This window comes from Erwinia sp. S38 (assembly GCF_016624545.1).
Lineage (GTDB): Bacteria > Pseudomonadota > Gammaproteobacteria > Enterobacterales > Enterobacteriaceae > Erwinia > Erwinia coffeiphila.
Genome location: NZ_JACVTS010000024.1, coordinates 63,994 through 80,665, shown reverse-complemented (window position 1 = coordinate 80,665; position 16,672 = coordinate 63,994). Strand labels below are relative to the sequence as shown.

The window sequence follows — 16,672 nt, the reverse complement described above, 5'->3', positions numbered from 1 at the left end:
GAATATGACTGTTTCAACGAACCTGGCAGATATGCTGCAGTTAGCTAAATACGAGGGCGACATGCTTACGGCATTAGCCTATCAGCGATTTGGTCTGGACGACCTTGACGAGCAGGTGCACCTCTACGGTGAGCTGCCCGTCACGATTGCTGTTCAGATTAACGTTATTTACAATCTTGAGTTCGGTATGGTTCAGGACCGCTTTATCAGTCCTGGCTGTGCTGACCTGGTTGACTCCATCCGTGCCATGAGCATCAGGCTCGACCGCACTTTGCATGAACGGATTTCTTCAGATGGTCATAATGACGGTCTGGGAGATCTGGAAATTGCCAGATTAGAATCTCTCTAATCTGACGTAACCCTGTGGGGATTTATTCCCCATAAGGGGGATAAATCCCCTTTTTTGAGGATTTATCATGACACCAATCTCCGTACCGCCCCAACATGTGACCTATACCGTGAAGCAGAGCGGATGGATATCCCCTAGCCAGTGGCACAGTTTTACTCTGGCAGTCACTGAAGCATTCTGGGTGTTACCGGTACATCTCCGCCCGTGCTCGCCAATTGACGGTACTCGTCTGGAACGCGCTTCCATGATGTTTCCTCACCCCGAGGCATTTGAATTCGGTGGAAAAGACGAAGGGAATTACATTTCCAGTAGCGTGATGTTTACCCTGGATATGAACCCTGATTTGCGTATTGAAACGGAAGGTCAGCCCATCGACTTCTTCACGCGGATTGCGCTGCTGATGCTGTATCACCATTGTTCAGGCTGCTTTGAGATAACGTCATCAGCCGGCGGCCTCAGCTGGGCGCTTCCGGTTCGCTGGGCAATACGGCACCAACTGATTGCGGACAGTGATACTCCTCAGCCTTTCAGCACGGAAGGTTTCATTACCGGCGCAGCTGATGAACTGCTCATCAGAAGCGTTTCCGGGGGGGAACGTCCGTTTACGACGGCTGACTGGGGGCTGATTTCAGAACTTGAGTTCGCGCTCGAAGAACTGAAAACCGGCAAACGCTGATCCGGCAATCGATCTAACTTAACCCAACGGGGATTTACCTCCCTGTGGGCGGTAGATCCCCTTTTTAATGGAGATTTACCATGACACATACACCAACCGAACCTCTGGTCCTTCCGGGCGTTTACCAGTTTGAGCAGGGAGCGTCCATAAATGATGAACAGTGGTTCAGATTTACCGACGCAGTTAAAGAAGCCTTCTGGCTTCTTCCCGCTCAGCTCCGGCCTTATAAGCAGCTGGGTTTTAACATGAACCGCGCTTCAGAGCTTTTTGACGAAGAGGGTTCGGTCACGTTCAACCATAAGGACGGCGAAGGCTACTGCCTCAATCCGTTCTATCTCAGGCAGACGCTTTCGGATAATTTTCGGCCATACCGCAAAGTGGAAAGCCAGCGATGCAGACAGGATTTATTCGTGCGCATCGTGCTGGTTCTTCTGCATAACCTATGCCCCGAAAGCTATTACATAACCAGTTCCTGTCCGCAAAGCTGGCGTTTCGCGCAGCGATGGCTGGCATGGAATATGGATATGTTTACCAGAGCACCTGAAACCATACCGGCATCGTTTGTTATACCCGGTGCAATTGAACACCTGCTGCTGGTAAAAACCTCCGGTCCCGGCAAGCAGGTCACCACTGAAGAGTGGGAAGCCATATCAGGCATTGAGTTCTGGCTTGCTCAGCAGCACAACAGCTGACCTGTATACCCATCCTTCCGGGATTTGCTCTCCGGAAGGAGACAGATCCCGCTATTACAGCAGGTGATCCTATGTTTACTTTCAACAGTGACGCGCTCGCGCAGCTGTTTCATGAAACTTACCATCAGGCTATGTCAGCCAGGCTTGTTATCTGTTCGCAGGAAGGTTTGTTCCTGGAGTTCAGGAACGGATTACCCGGTCAGCTTTTCTACCGCAAAGAGCGCATTTATGCCCTTGAATACAGCGGCGGGAGTACAGACCCGGGCGTGCAGGTAGAACTGAATTTTGGTCAGATCTCTGAGACGTTCGATCTGACTGTAGATGACCCGGCCTTTTTCAATCCCATAACGCCGGCAGACAGGGTGGTTGTTCTGTCTGTCCGTTCACTCTATCAGCTGAAGCGCAAAACCATCAGCTGGCTCAGTCAGCGTAAACTCGCGCTGTTCTGTGAACGGATCGACCTGATGAGGACTTCGGATTTTTGTGACTGCAGCTGCGACGAAGAGCGGGCCCGGTGGTTCGGTTCGGCAGCTTCAATGCTTGAAGAAGCAATGTTTACTGACAGTAAGCGGCATGACCGCCACGCTTTCTATCATTCAAGGCGGCAACTTCGGTTGCGGCTGAACAGCATAACCGCCGACGGAAAGATTATTTCTCCGGTGCGTTAACCACTTTCCCTGACGGGCGTATTTCTCGCCCGTCAGGGGAGGGATGCGCCCTTTTTTCATTTAAGGAACATCCCATGACCAAACCAACCAAAACCCGTCGCACGAAGAAAACTGAGAGCGTCGATCTGTACCAGAAGGTCACTGACCGTATCGTTGAGGCACTGGAGAACGGCGTGGCGCCATGGAAAAAACCGTGGCGCACTGCCGGCCGTTACGCCGCAGCGGGTCCGTTACCGGTTAATGCTTTAACCGGTAGACCTTACAGCGGCGTAAACGTGCTGCTGTTATGGCTGGCCGCAGAGGAAAAAGGATACAGCACCGATCGCTGGGTAACGTATCGTCAGGCGCAGGAGCTGGGTGGTCAGGTTCGCAAAGGTGAAACGTCATCAGAGGCCATCATCTTCAGACCTTTTGAAAAGCAGGCTGAGGATGCCAGCGGAAACAAGCTGTTTGATTCCGACGGTAAGCCGCTGATGGAATCGCGGGCCATGATCAAGCCTAACTTCCTGTTTAACGTCGGGCAGTGTGACGGTTTACCGGACAGTGTTGCGGCTGTACCGCATGAATCTCCCGTAGCTGAATACCCCGGCACGATCGACTGGCCGACGGAAAAACGGATATGTGAGATTGTGCATATGGCGGGCGTTAAGGTTGAGTTCAGATTACAGAACCGGGCCTGTTACGCCAGACAAACTGATTCCATACTGATGCCGAAGGCTGAACAGTTTTTTACCCACGCCGACTACTTCAGCACGCTGCTGCATGAAGTTGTACACGCCACCGGCCATGAGTCACGACTGAACCGCGAAGGCATAACCAAACCGTCGAAAACGTTCGGCGATCCGGTGTATGCGTTTGAGGAGCTGATAGCGGAGATGGGCAGCGCGTTTCTCTGCGCCCAGCTCGGTGTGTTTGGCGATGTTCAGCACGACAGCTACATAAAATCGTGGCTTGAGGTACTGAAGTCGGACAAAAAAGCACTCTTTCGTGCCTGCCGGCACGCGAGAGAAGCGTCAGAGTTTTTACTGCAGTTAGATCAACGTGCGGCTGAAGCTGCATAACACACCAACCCGGCATCGTTAAGTAAACACGTTGCCGTCCCGTGAGGGCATTGTTCCTCACGGGACAGTGCCCTCTTCTTTTTGAAAGAAGAGGAATTAACCATGTCAGACTGGTGCCATAACCGTTTAGAAATCATCGGAAAATCAGCGCTCATCAGCATCATGGAGGAGTGGATCAGCGGTGAAGCCGTACCGCTTTACCGTCACGCCGTCATGCGCAGCATAAAGCTGTTTCTGGCGGGGTGTGGTGGCCTGCTACGCCCGGTTAAAACGGAGTCTTTTCCGCCGTTTCCCGGGTTAATGCAGAGCGGAACGGGACAGGGCACGCCAGCCAACCTGGCGTTTGATCAGTGGCTCGGTTTACTGCGCAATGACGTACCGCTTGACGGGGAGCATCTGCGCAAAATTGAGCGGCTTTACCATCAGTCGGGTATCGACGCGATCCGCTGGGACAGTATTCCGGACGTTTCACGCAGACATATCGCGCGACTCATTGAGGAACGCTATGCAGACTGGTTTGGTATTGCCACGCTTTCCCGGGAAATCGATCCGGGTCAGTGCTGGGAACGACTGAGTCAGCTGCCTGACAGGGCGCAACCCTGCGATATGCTGCAGATAATCCCGAGCCGGCTGGCTGCCGAACTGAACGGAAGTGGCGGACTCCTGTCCGGGGCGTCTACGTCCTGCAGCCTCTATTGCCGGCAGTACGGTATGGAGTGGCCGGCAGGTCACAACGTCAGCTGGGAACGTGATGGCGTCAGCAGCATAAAACTTGCGTTTGATTCCGCCTGGTTCCCGCCGGCAGCAGAGGTCATCGCGGCACTGTCATCTACCTTTGACTGTGAAATTCGGCACTGGTACAGCGAGCCGGTTCACGATCTGGATGGTTATGACTGTTACGATCGGGGCGAGCACGTCTGCAGTGCTGAGGCGATTATTGACGAGCTGGACGACGGCAGGCCCGGGCTTCATCTGGTGCCGGTCGTTGAACCTCATGAACCAGAAGGTGCAACATCCGTTCAGCAGGCGGTACAGGTATGAGCGGCAACAGTGAGTACCTTCGCTGCCGCGTTATTTCGACGGCTCACCTCAGCGCAGAAGACAATGCGCTGCTGGATGAAATCACGACCCGTGAAGTCGGTAACGGTGAGTGGATCCACTATATCGGCGGGGGCTATCTTCTGCGGTTAACCGCGTGTACCGCGCCGGTTCTGCGGCTGAAAGAAGCCGGGCTATCGAAAGAAGCCCGCCGCGTGATCGCTTCTATGATGCGTTCGGATGCTGTGGAAATCCTGATTTTTGAATCAGGGGCTCCGGAAACGGAAGGATTCACCACGTACAGCTGGTAACCAAAAAAGGCGGGCCGTAAGGCTTGCCTCACACCCTGAGGGGAACACTTCCTTAGGGGGCGTGTTCCCCTTTTTTATGGAGAACACGCATGACTTTTATCAACCATCGCAGCGCATTCCTGAAGATTTTCAACACCACGGCCCGTTATCATCACCGGCACAAGGTGTTTGAGGACTTCGTCAGCTGCGCGGTCATTGCGCTGCACAATGGCGTTGCGCACGATGCAGAGCTGGAAAAGCAGTATCTGAGCATAATTGCCGGCTACGAGAAGGAAGACGTCACCCGGATGGCTGAATTACTGGGTCATGTCGTGATGGCGCTCGATCAGGAACGTTGTGATTTTCTCGGCAGCGTTTTTATGGATCTCGCTCTGCGGCATTGCGGCAGAGGTTGTGACCGGAAACGCGCTGACGCCTGAGCGGCGTCGCACGCTTTACACCCCGCTGCACCACACCGCCAGGTGGGCAGCAAAACTCAGCCGCGCAGAGCAACGCGCAGCCTGACCATAACGCCTCTCCGGAGGCGTTTTTTTTTGCGGGCCAGTATAGAGTTTGCGGTGGATACCGCCTCCAAGGCAGGGCATGGTTCATGGCTTGACGCTGACGGAGGTACTGATTACATGCAACCCACGCAGGAGCAGGCACAGATCATCGCCTGGAAAGGCAGAAAACTTGTCGTTACGGCGTTTGCCGGCACGGGCAAAACGTCCACGCTTGAAGCCTACGCGCTGGCAAACCCCAAGGAGCGGATGCTTTATCTCGCCTACAATCGCGCGATCAGGGAGGAGTCCGAGCGTCGTTTTCCTTTTAACGTGGAATGCAGGACGTTTCATCAGCTTGCATGGCCGACGTTCGGACGGCACTTCCAGGCACGGCTTACCACGTCTCTGCGCGTAACGGATATTGCGCGGCTGCTCAACACCCGTCACTGGCTGCTGGCACGGACTGCGCTGAATACGCTTAACACCTTTCTGTACAGAGCCGACGGGGAAATCTCATTTCTGCATCTGCCCGATGAGAGCGATCGGGGCGGACTGGACGCGGGCAAAATACTCGGCGCTGCACAGGTCGTATGGCACGAAATGACCCGGATGGATTCACATTTTCCGGTGACGCATGACACCTATCTTAAACTTTATCAGCTGTCAGTGCCGGAGCTGAACATGAAATGGGACGTGATCCTTTTCGATGAGGCGCAGGATGCGAATCCGGTGACCAGTCAGTTTGTTCTCAGCCAGCCCTGTCGCATCATCCTTGTCGGCGATCGTTATCAGCAGATATATCGCTTCAGGGGGGCGGAAAACGCCCTCGTTTCGCCGCAGCTGGAGGCTGCAGACAGGCTGTGGCTGACGAACAGCTTCCGGTTTGGTCCGGCGATTGCAGACGTTGCGAATGCCCTGCTTGCCGAGGCGGGGGAAACCCGCCGGGTCTGTGGCCTTGGCGGTAAGGACCAGGTTGTACCCGAACTGCCCGCCGGAACCGCGCACTGCTGCGTTATCAGCCGGACGGTAGCGGGCGTGATTGGCTCAGCCCTCATAGAGAGCCTGACGGGTAAAAAGGTGTACTGGGTGGGCGGCATGGAAGGATACCGCATTGGTGAACTGGAAGATTTGTACTGGCTTTCGGTCGATATGCCCGATCGCATTCAGTCGCCGCAGCTGACGCGCGATTATCGCGACTTTGAAGAATATCGAACCATTGCCAAAGCCACAAAAGATCCGGAAATGGGGCAGGGTGTACGATTGCTGGACATGTACTTCCCACTGCCAATGCTGCTGGCCGTGTTAAAAAAGCAGGCGGTGACGCGCGAAAGCGATGCTGATGTGACGGTCGTGACGGCGCACCGCAGTAAAGGGCTTGAGTGGAACGCGGTCAAAATCAGCGACGATTTTGTTGATATTACCGATCCCCTTTTAAACCCGCGCGAAAAAGAAGATGAGCTGAATCTTCTGTACGTATCGGTGACGCGCGCGCGCAAAATTCTGTTGCCGAATGAGCTGGTCGGTATCGTGACCGGCTGCCTCGATGCACTGAACGAAGACTCTGAAACGCCGGGCCGAAAGGACTCAGAGAGCGCAGAGGCTGCGCTTAATATCAGCAATGAAGCTGAATTATCAGGGAGCCAGAATGTTCAGTAAGCTCATAACCATGATATCCGGGGGGCAAACCGCGGCTAAGCCAGCGCAGGCTGGCGGTAAGGTTCCGCCGGGATATTTCGCGCCGCAGCAAGCCGCAGAGCTGTTTTCTTCCCCGCATCGTAAGCTCCTTCTCAGGCAAATCTGGGACAACACGTCCTTGCCTGAGGAGATTTATAACCGGCTTTACCTGGCGCCGCTGAAAAGACTCGCTGAAGGCGTACAGAACGTGCCGGCCAGCGCGGAAGGCGAATGGAGTGAAGAGGGCGGATACATCGATCTCACCCTGAAATTTACCGCCTGCAGCGTCAGGCTGGCGAAAGGGCATATGTTTCCTCCGGGCGCGACACCTGAGGAACAGGCCGCTAAAAACACGCTCTGGAATGCGATTGTTTTCTGGTCAGCGCTTACCGCGCATTTGCCACAACTGACCAAGATTGAAGGTGAATTACTGGACGGGCAATGCTGGATCCCCGGTATGTCATCGCCGGGTGCACCCTATCGATTCCGGATAAGCAATGCAGCTGATGCCGGTACGGCGGCAATAATGGCCGCCAGGCTGTTGCCTGATGACGGGGTCACCTGGCTTTGTGGCGATCGCCAGGCCATGCGGGTGATGGCTTCTCTGGCCGGCGGGGATATGGCGGCCATGCCGCTTATCGAAGAAATTCTCGAAAAAGCGCGAGGCATCAGCGGTTCGCCCGCCGGTTCTCCGCCAGCAGGCTTGCCTGAAATGGCCGCTGCAGTGCCGATAGCGGATCCGGGGCTGCCGGCGACGATTTTCCCTGGCGATATCATCAGTGCTGCCTCTGCACTCGCCGGTATCGGGTCGGAAAGTGCAGTGGATCTGGCCTCCGGTCTTGCACCAGTGAACGATGAACCTCCGTTAACTGCGGATGATGAAGCCGGGTCTTTACCCTCAGCACTTTCAGAAAACTGCGGCGCAGTAACTGAGCAGTCAGTGGCTGAAAAAGCGGCTGATGACGATACAACCGTCCTTCTCAGCATGTTTACTGTAGCTGAACCGGCGGACAGTAATGTGGATGAACAGGCGGAGAGAGCAGTTACGGCTACAGCAGATGGGTGTTTAACTGTACAGGATATGAATGAACAGGAATTTGCGGTCCCGGATGAAAGCCTGGAACTTATTCCCGATGAAAAGGCGCAGGAGACATTGCCTGTCATTGATTCAATGCTGGAACAAACCAATAAAGAAAAAGTTGCGTTGGAAAATCCCGTTGTTCTCTCTGCACCTGAAAGCAAAGATGTAAATAATCTCGGAGAGGAATTTTTATTGTGGCTCAAAGAGTCGGTTAATAATAAGTTTCTCAGCGTAAATGAGAAAGATAGTCTGCTTCATGCAGTGAGTGGGTTTATGTTTATTTCCCTGCCGGGCGCGGCCTTTAAATTCATCGAGGCCACAGGTATTGATAATGATCGCAGGGCTGTGCAGGCGTCATTTGAAAAGAACGGCGTGTTGCATATGCGCAACGATAAACGTTTTTTCAGAGTGCGCATATATGAATCTGAAGATCTGGAAGGTAAATATCAGAAGCGGAGTGGGTATTTAGTCCGTCTCTCTTTATTTTATCAGACAGGAAAGGATAAGGTGAAAGACAGCCGATATCTTCTTATTGAGAACTGACGAGGGAACCCGGCAGGGTTCCCTCAGACAACTTATGCCGGAATAGCATTTTTAACTGCATCAGGAACACAAGGTCTGCCGTTTGCGATACACGTAGCGGTGAATACTGCTTCCGCATACACAACATCGTTAACCAGTATTTGTTGAACAAAATTGACGCGGCTGCGTTTCTCGTTTGCCTGGAGGACACATGTTACCTGCATTTCATCTCCTTTCTGCAGGCTCTTTTTAAAGCGCATCGTGTATTCCAGGATCATGTGAAGGCGTCCTTCAGCAAACTCCTGTTCGAGATCCAGTCCAAGTTCTTCTTTCATAAAAGCGTGGCGCGTCCACTCCATGTAGAAGGGATAGTACAGTCCATCCACAACACCCTGAAAATCAACGTGATTTTCGTCTACGGAATAGGTTTTGGTAAACATCATAAGTCCTTAAAATAGTTCAGTAGCGCAAACCGCATAGGCAGTATCAGATTTTCAAATTCCTTTTGCGAGGTGTCAGCCCCGGTACAGATGTTGAGTGCCATACTCAACTCATTTTCAATTCCATAGATAAAGCTGATGCCGTGATAAATGTTGTGTTGTCGACGTTGTTCATCAATGACATTATTTTTGTCATTGCGGAGAGCGTCATCCCAGACCACTGTACTGACGTCCCCTTTTTTGATTTTCGTCAGCTCAATACCAATTTTAATGAGAAGGCTGTCTTTGTATTTCCCATCGTAATAAAACTTGTTATCCCAGTCCGCATAACCATTGCTCTGATGGGCTGAAATAGTGTTTTTTTCAATCAGCAACGTGGATATATAGGTCGTTTTTTCCAGCTTGTTAAGGAAGTTTATGACCTCAGTACTGCAGCGATGAAAATTTAGCTTTACCTCTTTTGGATCCACTTCACTCTCCGGCACTCGAGAATATCTTCTTTCTTAATGGCCGTGCTTTTTACACCTTCAATAGTGACGTTATCCTCGTCAACTATTTTGACCACCCCAATTACCAAGCCGTTTTTGTGCCTTACATGGCATAGCTTGTTGTTATTAGGGTCCAGAGTTCGCTCATTGGATACAATACAGAACTCTCCGAAACTTATATAAGGCTCGCCGTATGTGCCGCCAACCTGTATGAGTTCAACGTCGGGTAACTGGCGGCTGGCCAGTATGAAAAGGGTATCTTCATCGAGCTTGGTGTATTCAGTGAACTGCGGCGGAAATCCCGCACCCGTCATGATCCAGTCACCTTCAACCTTCAGACCGCTCTCGCTGAAAAAGCCTGCAATCAGATTGATCACATCAATGCGTCGTGGCGGTACGGTACCGCCAGACTCCCAGCGAGTGTAAGTCGTGTAGGAGAGGTCTGTGTTCTTCTGCTGAACGTAGTTTACCACTTCCTGAGGCGACGTTCCGGTTGCCGCGCGGCAACATTTCAGCCTCTTCTCAATTGTGTCAAGCATGTGCACGTCCTGGGCGAAAACAATACACATGATTCTAAAGGAAAAATTAGCTTTCGATGTGGGAATAAATACCATTAAATGGGAAATATTTGCACCAAAGTCTTAAGTGATGGTAATATTTAAAGACTTTATAAATAAAACGTTAAAGAATTTCATACTCTTTCATCAGCGCTGGCATGGTTTTCATAAGTCGGGTCAAATTTTCGCTACTTGCATGATGAGTGTTGCTGCTGAGCATTCGGGATCAATGAGGGCGCCAGAACAGTGGGGCCTGAAAGTAATAATTTGAGTTAAGAAGAAATCCACACTTTGACTTAAGCCGGAGAGACTATGCCCTCAGTAACTGATGCCCAAAACCCTGCACCCATCGTTTACATAGGTCCAGTCAGACGTATGAAAACTGAAAGCTGTGCCGTCAGGCTCACTCAGTCTTCAGGCCGGGTGGTGAGCGCATCAAAAATTGTACAGGGTCTCATTGATCGTTATCTGGACATTTATACAGAAGAGTTAGCGGCTCAGTCAGTTAACAGCTAGCACCTCATTCATCAAACGAATGCTAATCCACGTTAATTTGTGGAGGGATCATCTCATGCCTGAAAAACCATTAGTAACAGAAAGTATTCCTTACCATACCGACGCCGAGCAGTGCGTGTTGGGTGCGCTGATGCTCGATAATGAACGATGGGACGATATCAATCTCCTGCTTACCGGAGACGATTTCTTCGTTGGCGCCCATCGGGCGATATTTCGAGCCATGAGTGGGCTGTCGTCGCGATTACAGCCTTTTGACCTTATCACCCTCAGTGAAACGCTGGAAAGAGAAGGGCGGCTCGAAACGGCTGGCGGCTTTGCTTATCTTGCAGAACTCAGCAAGAACACCCCTTCGGCGGCAAATATCCTCTCCTATGCCGGGATCGTTCTCGAAAAGAGCCGGCTCAGACAACTACAGATCATTGGCAACTCTCTTCTGGCAGATATTGGCAGTAGCAGGCTGAATTCCCTTAGTGTTGCCGTCCTCGCAGAAGATGCGCTTTTCCGGTTAAGTGAGCAGGGACAGCATGCTAGCGAGTGCGAAACGGAAATCATGCACGCGCTGGATCAGCTGCTGAGCAAGCTGGAAGTGGCCACAGCTGCAGACAATGGAATTACGGGAACGCCGACCGGAATGGCTGAGTTTGATTTCATGACGTGTGGACTGCAGCCCGGCGATTTGATCATACTCGCCGCGCGTCCCTCCATGGGTAAAACCTCGCTGGCACTCAGCTGGGGCATCGGTGCTTTGCTGAGCCGACCGGAAGAGAACGTGATCATCTTCAGTATCGAAATGCCCACCGACCAGTTGACCATGCGGATGCTGTCGATGCGCAGCAGAGTAGAACTCAACAGCCTGCGAAGTGGAAATCTCAGTGACGAAGACTGGGGCCGGATCAGTATGGGCGCACAGGAAATGGCGCAGTGGCGGCAAAGGCTGATTATTGATGATAACAGCAGCCAAACGCCAGCTACCCTTCGCACCCGTGCCCGCAGATATGTCCGTAAATACGGTAAGCCGTCTCTCATTATGGTGGATTATCTTCAGCTGATGCGCTGTCCGGACATGGAAAATCGCACGCAGGAAATTGCAGAGATATCCCGTTCGCTCAAAGCATTAGGGAAGGAACTGGGGTGTCCCGTTCTTGCACTGTCACAGCTCAACCGCCAGGTAGAACAGCGTGCGGACAAGCGTCCTAATAATGGTGACCTTCGTGATTCAGGGGCACTCGAACAGGATGCCGATCTGATTACTTTTATTTATCGTGATGAGGTTTATCACGCCGATACGGCACATCCCGGCCAGGCCGAAATCATCATCAGTAAACAGCGGCAGGGGCCAACAGGCACCATCAAAACGCAGTTTGAGGGTAAATTTACTCTCTTCAGTGAATACCCGGAAGGGGGATATGACCTCGGTTATGATTACCGGAGGCCTGCACAGTGAAAAAGGATCAGCCAGGTAAACGCGCAGTGCCTGAGGAAGTAAACATCGCCCATGAGTTCACATTGGACCAGCTGTGCGCCAATCCCGATAATCCACGCAAAACCCGTAACCCCCGCTACGATGACATTAAATCGTCAATCCGCGCGCGTGGTCTCGACTCCGTTCCACTGGTCACCCGCGACCCGCGACTTCCTGAAGGTGTATGGACCTTCAGCGATGGCGGAAACACCCGTTATGCCATTATGCGTGAACTGTGGGACGAAACCGGAGATGAGCGTTTTTACCGGATGACCTGCGTGGTGAAACCATGGGCGGGACGCTTCGATTGCCTGACGGGCCATCTGGCAGAAAATGAAACGCACGGCCAGCTGACATTCATTGATAAAGCCCTTTCAGTTCAGGAAGCCAGACGGCTGCTGGAAGAGGAAATAGGTAAGAAAGTATCGTTAAGAGAGCTGGCGACCGCGCTGACAAAAAATGGGTTACCCGTCCATTTTTCCAGCGTCTGCCGTATGGAGGATGTCGTCAGGCACATCTATCCGTGGATGCCTGAACTTCTGTGCTCAGGGTTTGGCGGGCAGGAACTTCGACAGCTGCTCAAGCTTCGTAAAAGCGCTGAATCAATCTGGGAAAAGTATCAGGCAGAAAAGTTTATTGAAACTGATACAGATTTTACTCCGGTATTTGGCGCGTGCTGCAGCAAATTTGACGATCCTGAGCTGTGGTCTTTTGAGATGTTCAGGGATGAGTTAATCGGCGATCTCACGCAAGCGTTTCCCTGTGAAGGTCTCAACTACGATGGTTGGCTGCTTGAGTTAAAAGGTAACTCCATACCTGACGCCATGGAGCCGGAAAACGGCATATCGTTTGCTACAGTGGAACAAACAGTGCCGGAAGCAGAGTTACAGGAAGGTGGCCGGGATATTTCAATCGAGACTGAACTTCAGCAGTCTGAGCCTCACCAGAGTTCTGACAATAATTCACCCGATTTTCAAAATCCGGATGACCAGGAGGCACGCACCGAAAAGCGAAGCAGTTGTCAGGAGCCTTCTGACCAGGCCAGCGTCATCCCGGATTATTTCTGTGCTCAACCAGATATACAGCCATCCCTCGTAAAAGACCCGGCTGAAGTTTCTGAGCCACAGGAACACGCCGTAACTGACTCGCTGTGGCACGTTAATGCTCTCCAGGACGACATCGACCATCTTCAGAACCTCTCATGGCGCCTGAGCTGGGAAATTGCCAGCGCCCATGGTTGCGGCGATGATCTTGAGCCTGCCTGTGACAGTGAAACTTCACCGGGTTTCCGGATGGTTTCTGCCAGTCACGCATCTGATGTGGCCATCTTTCTGGACTCGCTTACCGGAGCAACTCATCACGCCGAAGACGTAAGGCTTTCGACGGTTTTGCTGATCGGGTCATCCGAATCAGACTCACCGCTGTTTAATGACGAGCAGACCCTGACCCTCTTCCGACTTATCAGGATCCTTCGTCGCCTACGAGAACTGCAGCGTTTAAATGCTGCGCCTGTTGTTCCTGTCAATGAAGGGTAAATGATGAACACCAACCTCTCACGCGCCGCTAACGGTTTCCTGCTCGATCTGGTTATGGAGCTGAAGAACGGTTTTATACGCCGCTGCGACAAAATGGGCCTGAATTCCGACGACATTGCCATGCTCAGGGACATGACCGTGGAAGACATTCACTACATCATCAACAGCGAAGTATCCGTGCTGACGTTTGCCATAAACCAGGACAACCTTTCCCGGCTGGTCATACAGGCGCGACTTGAGCAAACACGAAAACAGCGCATCGACCGGGCGCTTGCTTTGGGCGGCTCAATCAAACTCATGGAGCATTTTTTCGGGCTGATGAGTAATGACGTAGCGGCGCGTCGCAGGATCGCCGGCATAAAAATTCGTGCAGGTCGTGGAAGCGTTCTTAGCGATGAGCAGAGTACCGAACTGTGGGAAATCTGGGCAGCAAATGACAGTAAAACACTTCGCAGCGAAACCGATGAGGGGCTGGATTTGATGCTGCTCGCTGCCGAACAAATGGATATTTCTCTCACTGCAGTCTGGAACACTGTTCTCAGGTGGGAAAGTGAAAATCTGACAGTGGCCACCCGGAGAAGAGCATGATTATTAATCTGCAGAGATCGTTCACTGTAATCAGAAGGGGGCAGAATGCGATTTAAAGAGATCATTCCGGGTCTGAAAGCTCCAACGACTGTTCCTGCGTCCTTGGCTAAAAAAGCGGCCGGCGCGGTACGACGATTCTGGCACGGAGAGCGTAATTATAAGCGTCTGAATGAAAACCGGACGGGCTATTACAAGATTGATCTTGGCCCGTTCTGGCGACTGCTCAGCCGTGATGAAGGGCGCACCTGGGAGATGATGAACCATGAGCGTTACAACACGGCTATGCGAAACTGAATCGTAGTCAGAATGCTGAGCGATGAGCCTTTAGCGGCACATTGCTCAGCATTTTTTTTGTATTCAGAAGGTGAAGAATGACATTACCGGATGACAGCCTTATCCATCAGGCAGTCACAAAATTAACTGATCGGCTGACCGCTCGTTTACCGGATGAACAGAACAGCTATGTCCGTGGTGGTCTGTTGTTCACGGGTAACATACACGATTCCATGCCGCGTCGGTTGCTTCTCGATCAGCGCCTCTCTCCGCTTGATAAAATGGGCTGGATAATTATCCGCCTGCACGCTTTGAGCAACGATGGTGCTGTTTTTCCTTCTTATGAAGAATTGCAGCTGCAGCTGGCAACGCCGGGAAAAGACAGGGCATCAAAAGAGACCATCAGCCGGATACTTCTGATGTTACGCATCACGGGCTGGCTCAGTCTCTGCAAACGCGTCAGGGATGAAAAGGGAAGGGTAAGAGGAAATATTTATGCGCAGCATGATGAGCCATTGTCATTTGCTGATGCAGAAATGTTCGACCCACACTGGCTTAAAACGGTGGCTGAATCCTGCCTGAGCAGTAACCGCACCATCAGCGCTACCGCAAAAACAATCATCAGTGAAATCCGGCTTGATCCCACAATGCTTCATCATCGCAGTCATCTCCAGATGATTGAAGCCCGTCTGGGCTCGGCCCAAAGTCCTGAAGAACTGACCTGCCGAGCCGCACCCGGCCAGACAGGGCGCTCACCGGGTTCGGAATCCGAACTCAGCTTAAACATGCCTGATCAGCAGCCCGGTTCGGATTCCGAACACAGTGAGAGTACCGGGAATAACAGCCGGGTTCGGAATCCGAACAGTTACGTACGTAGTTTTACTAACAATACAGATAAAACATACGTAATCGGTTCGGTTTCCCTGCCAGATGATTTCGGCTCACTGCTGAAACCAGAAGACCGGGACATGGTTAACCGCCAGCTGCAGGCGCTGTCGCCTGAGCGATCCGCCCTGGTGCTGTCGAATGTTATGCGTGCACAGCGTGAAGGCAGCCTGCAAAACCCGCTTGGCTGGTTGCTGACGGTGCTCAAAAAGGCCCGGCAGGGTGAGCTTTATCCTGCAGAAAACGGTCGAAAAGTACCTGATCACATGGGCCCGTCATCACGCCCTGAACTGCGCCCCTTTAAGCCTTATCGTCCTGAAAGCCGGCAGACGTGCAGTGAAGAGCGCGTAAAAGAAATTGTTCAGAGCCTGCGGGTGTCTGTTGGAACTCAAAAAAATGATTAGCCGGTCAATGCATGTTCAAAAAGTGAGCGCTGTTGCACCGCGCAACAGCGGTTAAAAAGTGAGCAGTGTTGCGCGGTGCAACAGAGGCTAAAAAACGAGCAGTAATGCACCGTGCAACAGGGGGCATTAAATAAGCGTTACAGGCAGCGAACAAATTTTACTTTTCGAATATCTGATTTCGAATTGTTTACGGTCCTCTCAGGAATGAGGATCGCCACTTAACTTACGAAAGCCTTTGCCAATCAGGAGACAGCTATGGCCGAACAGACAACCTCTCAAACAGCGCCCCGGCGATCTGGCGGATTAGTATCCACGCTGACTGTCGAGCTGCATTCGCATTATGCAATCAGGCTCTGGGAAGGGCGCAATCGATCAGATGAGAGATCAAAGGCTGAAAAACGCCCCAAAATTCTGGGGATGCCGGAAGCGATTTCGCGGGCAGGTTTCGCCGGACGTGATGCTGCGGCCGGCAATCCCTATGGTGATGAGTTGCTGGTCAATCTTGAAGAGGCCATTAAGCTGGCGACTGAGAAGGTGGAAGGGCAAGTCAAAAAGATAGCAACCATCACCGCCGCCATTCCGGCAGGTATCACCCTATCTGAAGTTACATCTTCCGAGCCGCTGAACCTTGATGTGTTCAGCCGTTCCCCCCTCGGCTATCGCTGTGTCTGGCTGTTAGTGCATTACGATCAGCTGGCGCTTAAAGCCTTCCGGGCATTCCATTACGGCCTGATCTCACGTTCACAACGCGATGATTTCCTAGAAAAAGGGAGTAAAGCGATACGTGTCGTCTACGGGGTGATTCAGAACTACCGGACCGTGCCGGTGACATATGAGGATATCCGTCATAAAACGGCGCGGGGTCTGGCTGCTATAGAGCGTCTGGGTGAACCCGATCCTGCCGTTATGTCGGGTAAAAAACGTTCTTCATTCTCTCCACTTTCTGCTGTTACCTCAGAGGACGATTAAT

The 16,672-nt window shown here is 52.1% G+C and carries 19 protein-coding genes; 16 read left to right on the top strand and 3 right to left on the bottom strand.

The window, feature by feature from the left end; all coding sequences use genetic code 11:
• Positions 1–4 precede the first annotated feature (4 nt).
• The 10 genes from IBT46_RS22260 (at position 5) to IBT46_RS22215 (ending at position 8,575) form a co-directional block, all read left to right on the top strand.
• The gene (locus tag IBT46_RS22260) at positions 5–349 is read left to right on the top strand and encodes a hypothetical protein (RefSeq protein ID WP_200539304.1); all 345 of its coding nucleotides are present in this window, start codon (positions 5–7) and stop codon (positions 347–349) included.
• Between the two features lie 67 nt (positions 350–416).
• Complete coding sequence (locus tag IBT46_RS22255; RefSeq protein ID WP_200539305.1) at positions 417–1,025, top strand: hypothetical protein; 609 nt, start codon at positions 417–419, stop codon at positions 1,023–1,025.
• Positions 1,026–1,105: 80 nt separating this feature from the next.
• Positions 1,106–1,717 (top strand): hypothetical protein, encoded by a 612-nt coding sequence (locus IBT46_RS22250; RefSeq protein ID WP_200539306.1) that lies wholly within the window; start codon positions 1,106–1,108, stop codon positions 1,715–1,717.
• 71 nt (positions 1,718–1,788) lie between these two features.
• On the top strand, positions 1,789–2,385 hold the full coding sequence (locus tag IBT46_RS22245) for a hypothetical protein (protein WP_200547453.1): 597 nt from the start codon (positions 1,789–1,791) through the stop codon (positions 2,383–2,385).
• Between the two features lie 74 nt (positions 2,386–2,459).
• The gene (locus tag IBT46_RS22240) at positions 2,460–3,446 is read left to right on the top strand and encodes an ArdC family protein (protein ID WP_200547452.1); all 987 of its coding nucleotides are present in this window, start codon (positions 2,460–2,462) and stop codon (positions 3,444–3,446) included.
• A 102-nt stretch (positions 3,447–3,548) separates the two neighbouring features.
• Positions 3,549–4,487 carry a DUF1281 domain-containing protein gene (locus tag IBT46_RS22235; protein WP_200547451.1) on the top strand — a complete coding sequence of 313 codons (939 nt, stop codon included), beginning with the start codon at positions 3,549–3,551 and terminating at the stop codon, positions 4,485–4,487.
• A complete protein-coding gene (locus IBT46_RS22230) occupies positions 4,484–4,795 on the top strand; it encodes a DUF5983 family protein (RefSeq protein ID WP_200547450.1) in 312 nt (103 codons plus the stop codon). Before IBT46_RS22235 ends, IBT46_RS22230 begins: the two co-directional genes overlap by 4 nt.
• Before the next feature lie 89 nt (positions 4,796–4,884).
• Positions 4,885–5,214 (top strand): hypothetical protein, encoded by a 330-nt coding sequence (locus tag IBT46_RS22225; protein WP_370569514.1) that lies wholly within the window; start codon positions 4,885–4,887, stop codon positions 5,212–5,214.
• Positions 5,215–5,415: 201 nt separating this feature from the next.
• On the top strand, positions 5,416–6,933 hold the full coding sequence (locus IBT46_RS22220) for a UvrD-helicase domain-containing protein (protein WP_200547449.1): 1,518 nt from the start codon (positions 5,416–5,418) through the stop codon (positions 6,931–6,933).
• Positions 6,923–8,575 (top strand): TraI domain-containing protein, encoded by a 1,653-nt coding sequence (locus IBT46_RS22215; protein WP_200547448.1) that lies wholly within the window; start codon positions 6,923–6,925, stop codon positions 8,573–8,575. The genes IBT46_RS22220 and IBT46_RS22215 overlap by 11 nt, the downstream gene beginning before the upstream one ends.
• Positions 8,576–8,607: 32 nt before the next feature.
• Here IBT46_RS22215 and IBT46_RS22210 read toward each other — a convergent pair whose 3' ends face one another.
• The 3 genes from IBT46_RS22210 to IBT46_RS22200 are packed head-to-tail and all read right to left on the bottom strand — an operon-like array spanning position 8,608 to position 10,021.
• Positions 8,608–8,994, bottom strand: a complete 387-nt coding sequence (locus IBT46_RS22210) for a thioesterase family protein (protein ID WP_200547459.1) — start codon at positions 8,992–8,994, stop codon at positions 8,608–8,610.
• Positions 8,994–9,464 (bottom strand): hypothetical protein, encoded by a 471-nt coding sequence (locus IBT46_RS22205; protein WP_200547447.1) that lies wholly within the window; start codon positions 9,462–9,464, stop codon positions 8,994–8,996. The genes IBT46_RS22210 and IBT46_RS22205 overlap by 1 nt, the downstream gene beginning before the upstream one ends.
• On the bottom strand, positions 9,446–10,021 hold the full coding sequence (locus tag IBT46_RS22200; RefSeq protein WP_200547446.1) for a hypothetical protein: 576 nt from the start codon (positions 10,019–10,021) through the stop codon (positions 9,446–9,448). The genes IBT46_RS22205 and IBT46_RS22200 overlap by 19 nt, the downstream gene beginning before the upstream one ends.
• Positions 10,022–10,610: 589 nt before the next feature.
• Between IBT46_RS22200 and dnaB-PI the strand changes: the two genes are divergently transcribed.
• The 6 genes from dnaB-PI (at position 10,611) to IBT46_RS22170 (ending at position 16,671) form a co-directional block, all read left to right on the top strand.
• Positions 10,611–11,999, top strand: a complete 1,389-nt coding sequence (gene dnaB-PI, locus IBT46_RS22195) for an SPI-7-type island replicative DNA helicase (RefSeq protein ID WP_200547445.1) — start codon at positions 10,611–10,613, stop codon at positions 11,997–11,999.
• On the top strand, positions 11,996–13,552 hold the full coding sequence (locus IBT46_RS22190; protein WP_200547444.1) for a ParB family protein: 1,557 nt from the start codon (positions 11,996–11,998) through the stop codon (positions 13,550–13,552). The genes dnaB-PI and IBT46_RS22190 overlap by 4 nt, the downstream gene beginning before the upstream one ends.
• A gap of 3 nt (positions 13,553–13,555) precedes the next feature.
• Entirely contained in the window at positions 13,556–14,140 is a 585-nt protein-coding gene (locus IBT46_RS22185; RefSeq protein ID WP_200539334.1) for a DUF2857 domain-containing protein, read from the top strand.
• A gap of 45 nt (positions 14,141–14,185) precedes the next feature.
• A complete protein-coding gene (locus IBT46_RS22180) occupies positions 14,186–14,434 on the top strand; it encodes a hypothetical protein (protein ID WP_200539318.1) in 249 nt (82 codons plus the stop codon).
• A 77-nt stretch (positions 14,435–14,511) separates the two neighbouring features.
• Entirely contained in the window at positions 14,512–15,702 is a 1,191-nt protein-coding gene (locus tag IBT46_RS22175) for an STY4528 family pathogenicity island replication protein (RefSeq protein ID WP_200547443.1), read from the top strand.
• Between the two features lie 255 nt (positions 15,703–15,957).
• Positions 15,958–16,671, top strand: a complete 714-nt coding sequence (locus tag IBT46_RS22170; protein ID WP_200547442.1) for a PFL_4669 family integrating conjugative element protein — start codon at positions 15,958–15,960, stop codon at positions 16,669–16,671.
• The last annotated feature ends 1 nt before the right edge of the window (position 16,672 follow it).

What these genes read in the sequence shown, in the direction of transcription:
- IBT46_RS22260 (WP_200539304.1), top strand. Translation starts at nt 5, where the DNA reads ATGACTGTTTCAACGAACCTGGCAGATATGCTGCAGTTAGCTAAATAC.
- IBT46_RS22255 (WP_200539305.1), top strand. Translation starts at nt 417, where the DNA reads ATGACACCAATCTCCGTACCGCCCCAACATGTGACCTATACCGTGAAG.
- IBT46_RS22250 (WP_200539306.1), top strand. Translation starts at nt 1,106, where the DNA reads ATGACACATACACCAACCGAACCTCTGGTCCTTCCGGGCGTTTACCAG.
- IBT46_RS22245 (WP_200547453.1), top strand. Translation starts at nt 1,789, where the DNA reads ATGTTTACTTTCAACAGTGACGCGCTCGCGCAGCTGTTTCATGAAACT.
- IBT46_RS22240 (WP_200547452.1), top strand. Translation starts at nt 2,460, where the DNA reads ATGACCAAACCAACCAAAACCCGTCGCACGAAGAAAACTGAGAGCGTC.
- IBT46_RS22235 (WP_200547451.1), top strand. Translation starts at nt 3,549, where the DNA reads ATGTCAGACTGGTGCCATAACCGTTTAGAAATCATCGGAAAATCAGCG.
- IBT46_RS22230 (WP_200547450.1), top strand. Translation starts at nt 4,484, where the DNA reads ATGAGCGGCAACAGTGAGTACCTTCGCTGCCGCGTTATTTCGACGGCT.
- IBT46_RS22225 (WP_370569514.1), top strand. Translation starts at nt 4,885, where the DNA reads ATGACTTTTATCAACCATCGCAGCGCATTCCTGAAGATTTTCAACACC.
- IBT46_RS22220 (WP_200547449.1), top strand. Translation starts at nt 5,416, where the DNA reads ATGCAACCCACGCAGGAGCAGGCACAGATCATCGCCTGGAAAGGCAGA.
- IBT46_RS22215 (WP_200547448.1), top strand. Translation starts at nt 6,923, where the DNA reads ATGTTCAGTAAGCTCATAACCATGATATCCGGGGGGCAAACCGCGGCT.
- IBT46_RS22210 (WP_200547459.1), bottom strand. Translation starts at nt 8,994, where the DNA reads ATGTTTACCAAAACCTATTCCGTAGACGAAAATCACGTTGATTTTCAG.
- IBT46_RS22200 (WP_200547446.1), bottom strand. Translation starts at nt 10,021, where the DNA reads ATGCTTGACACAATTGAGAAGAGGCTGAAATGTTGCCGCGCGGCAACC.
- dnaB-PI (WP_200547445.1), top strand. Translation starts at nt 10,611, where the DNA reads ATGCCTGAAAAACCATTAGTAACAGAAAGTATTCCTTACCATACCGAC.
- IBT46_RS22185 (WP_200539334.1), top strand. Translation starts at nt 13,556, where the DNA reads ATGAACACCAACCTCTCACGCGCCGCTAACGGTTTCCTGCTCGATCTG.
- IBT46_RS22180 (WP_200539318.1), top strand. Translation starts at nt 14,186, where the DNA reads ATGCGATTTAAAGAGATCATTCCGGGTCTGAAAGCTCCAACGACTGTT.
- IBT46_RS22175 (WP_200547443.1), top strand. Translation starts at nt 14,512, where the DNA reads ATGACATTACCGGATGACAGCCTTATCCATCAGGCAGTCACAAAATTA.
- IBT46_RS22170 (WP_200547442.1), top strand. Translation starts at nt 15,958, where the DNA reads ATGGCCGAACAGACAACCTCTCAAACAGCGCCCCGGCGATCTGGCGGA.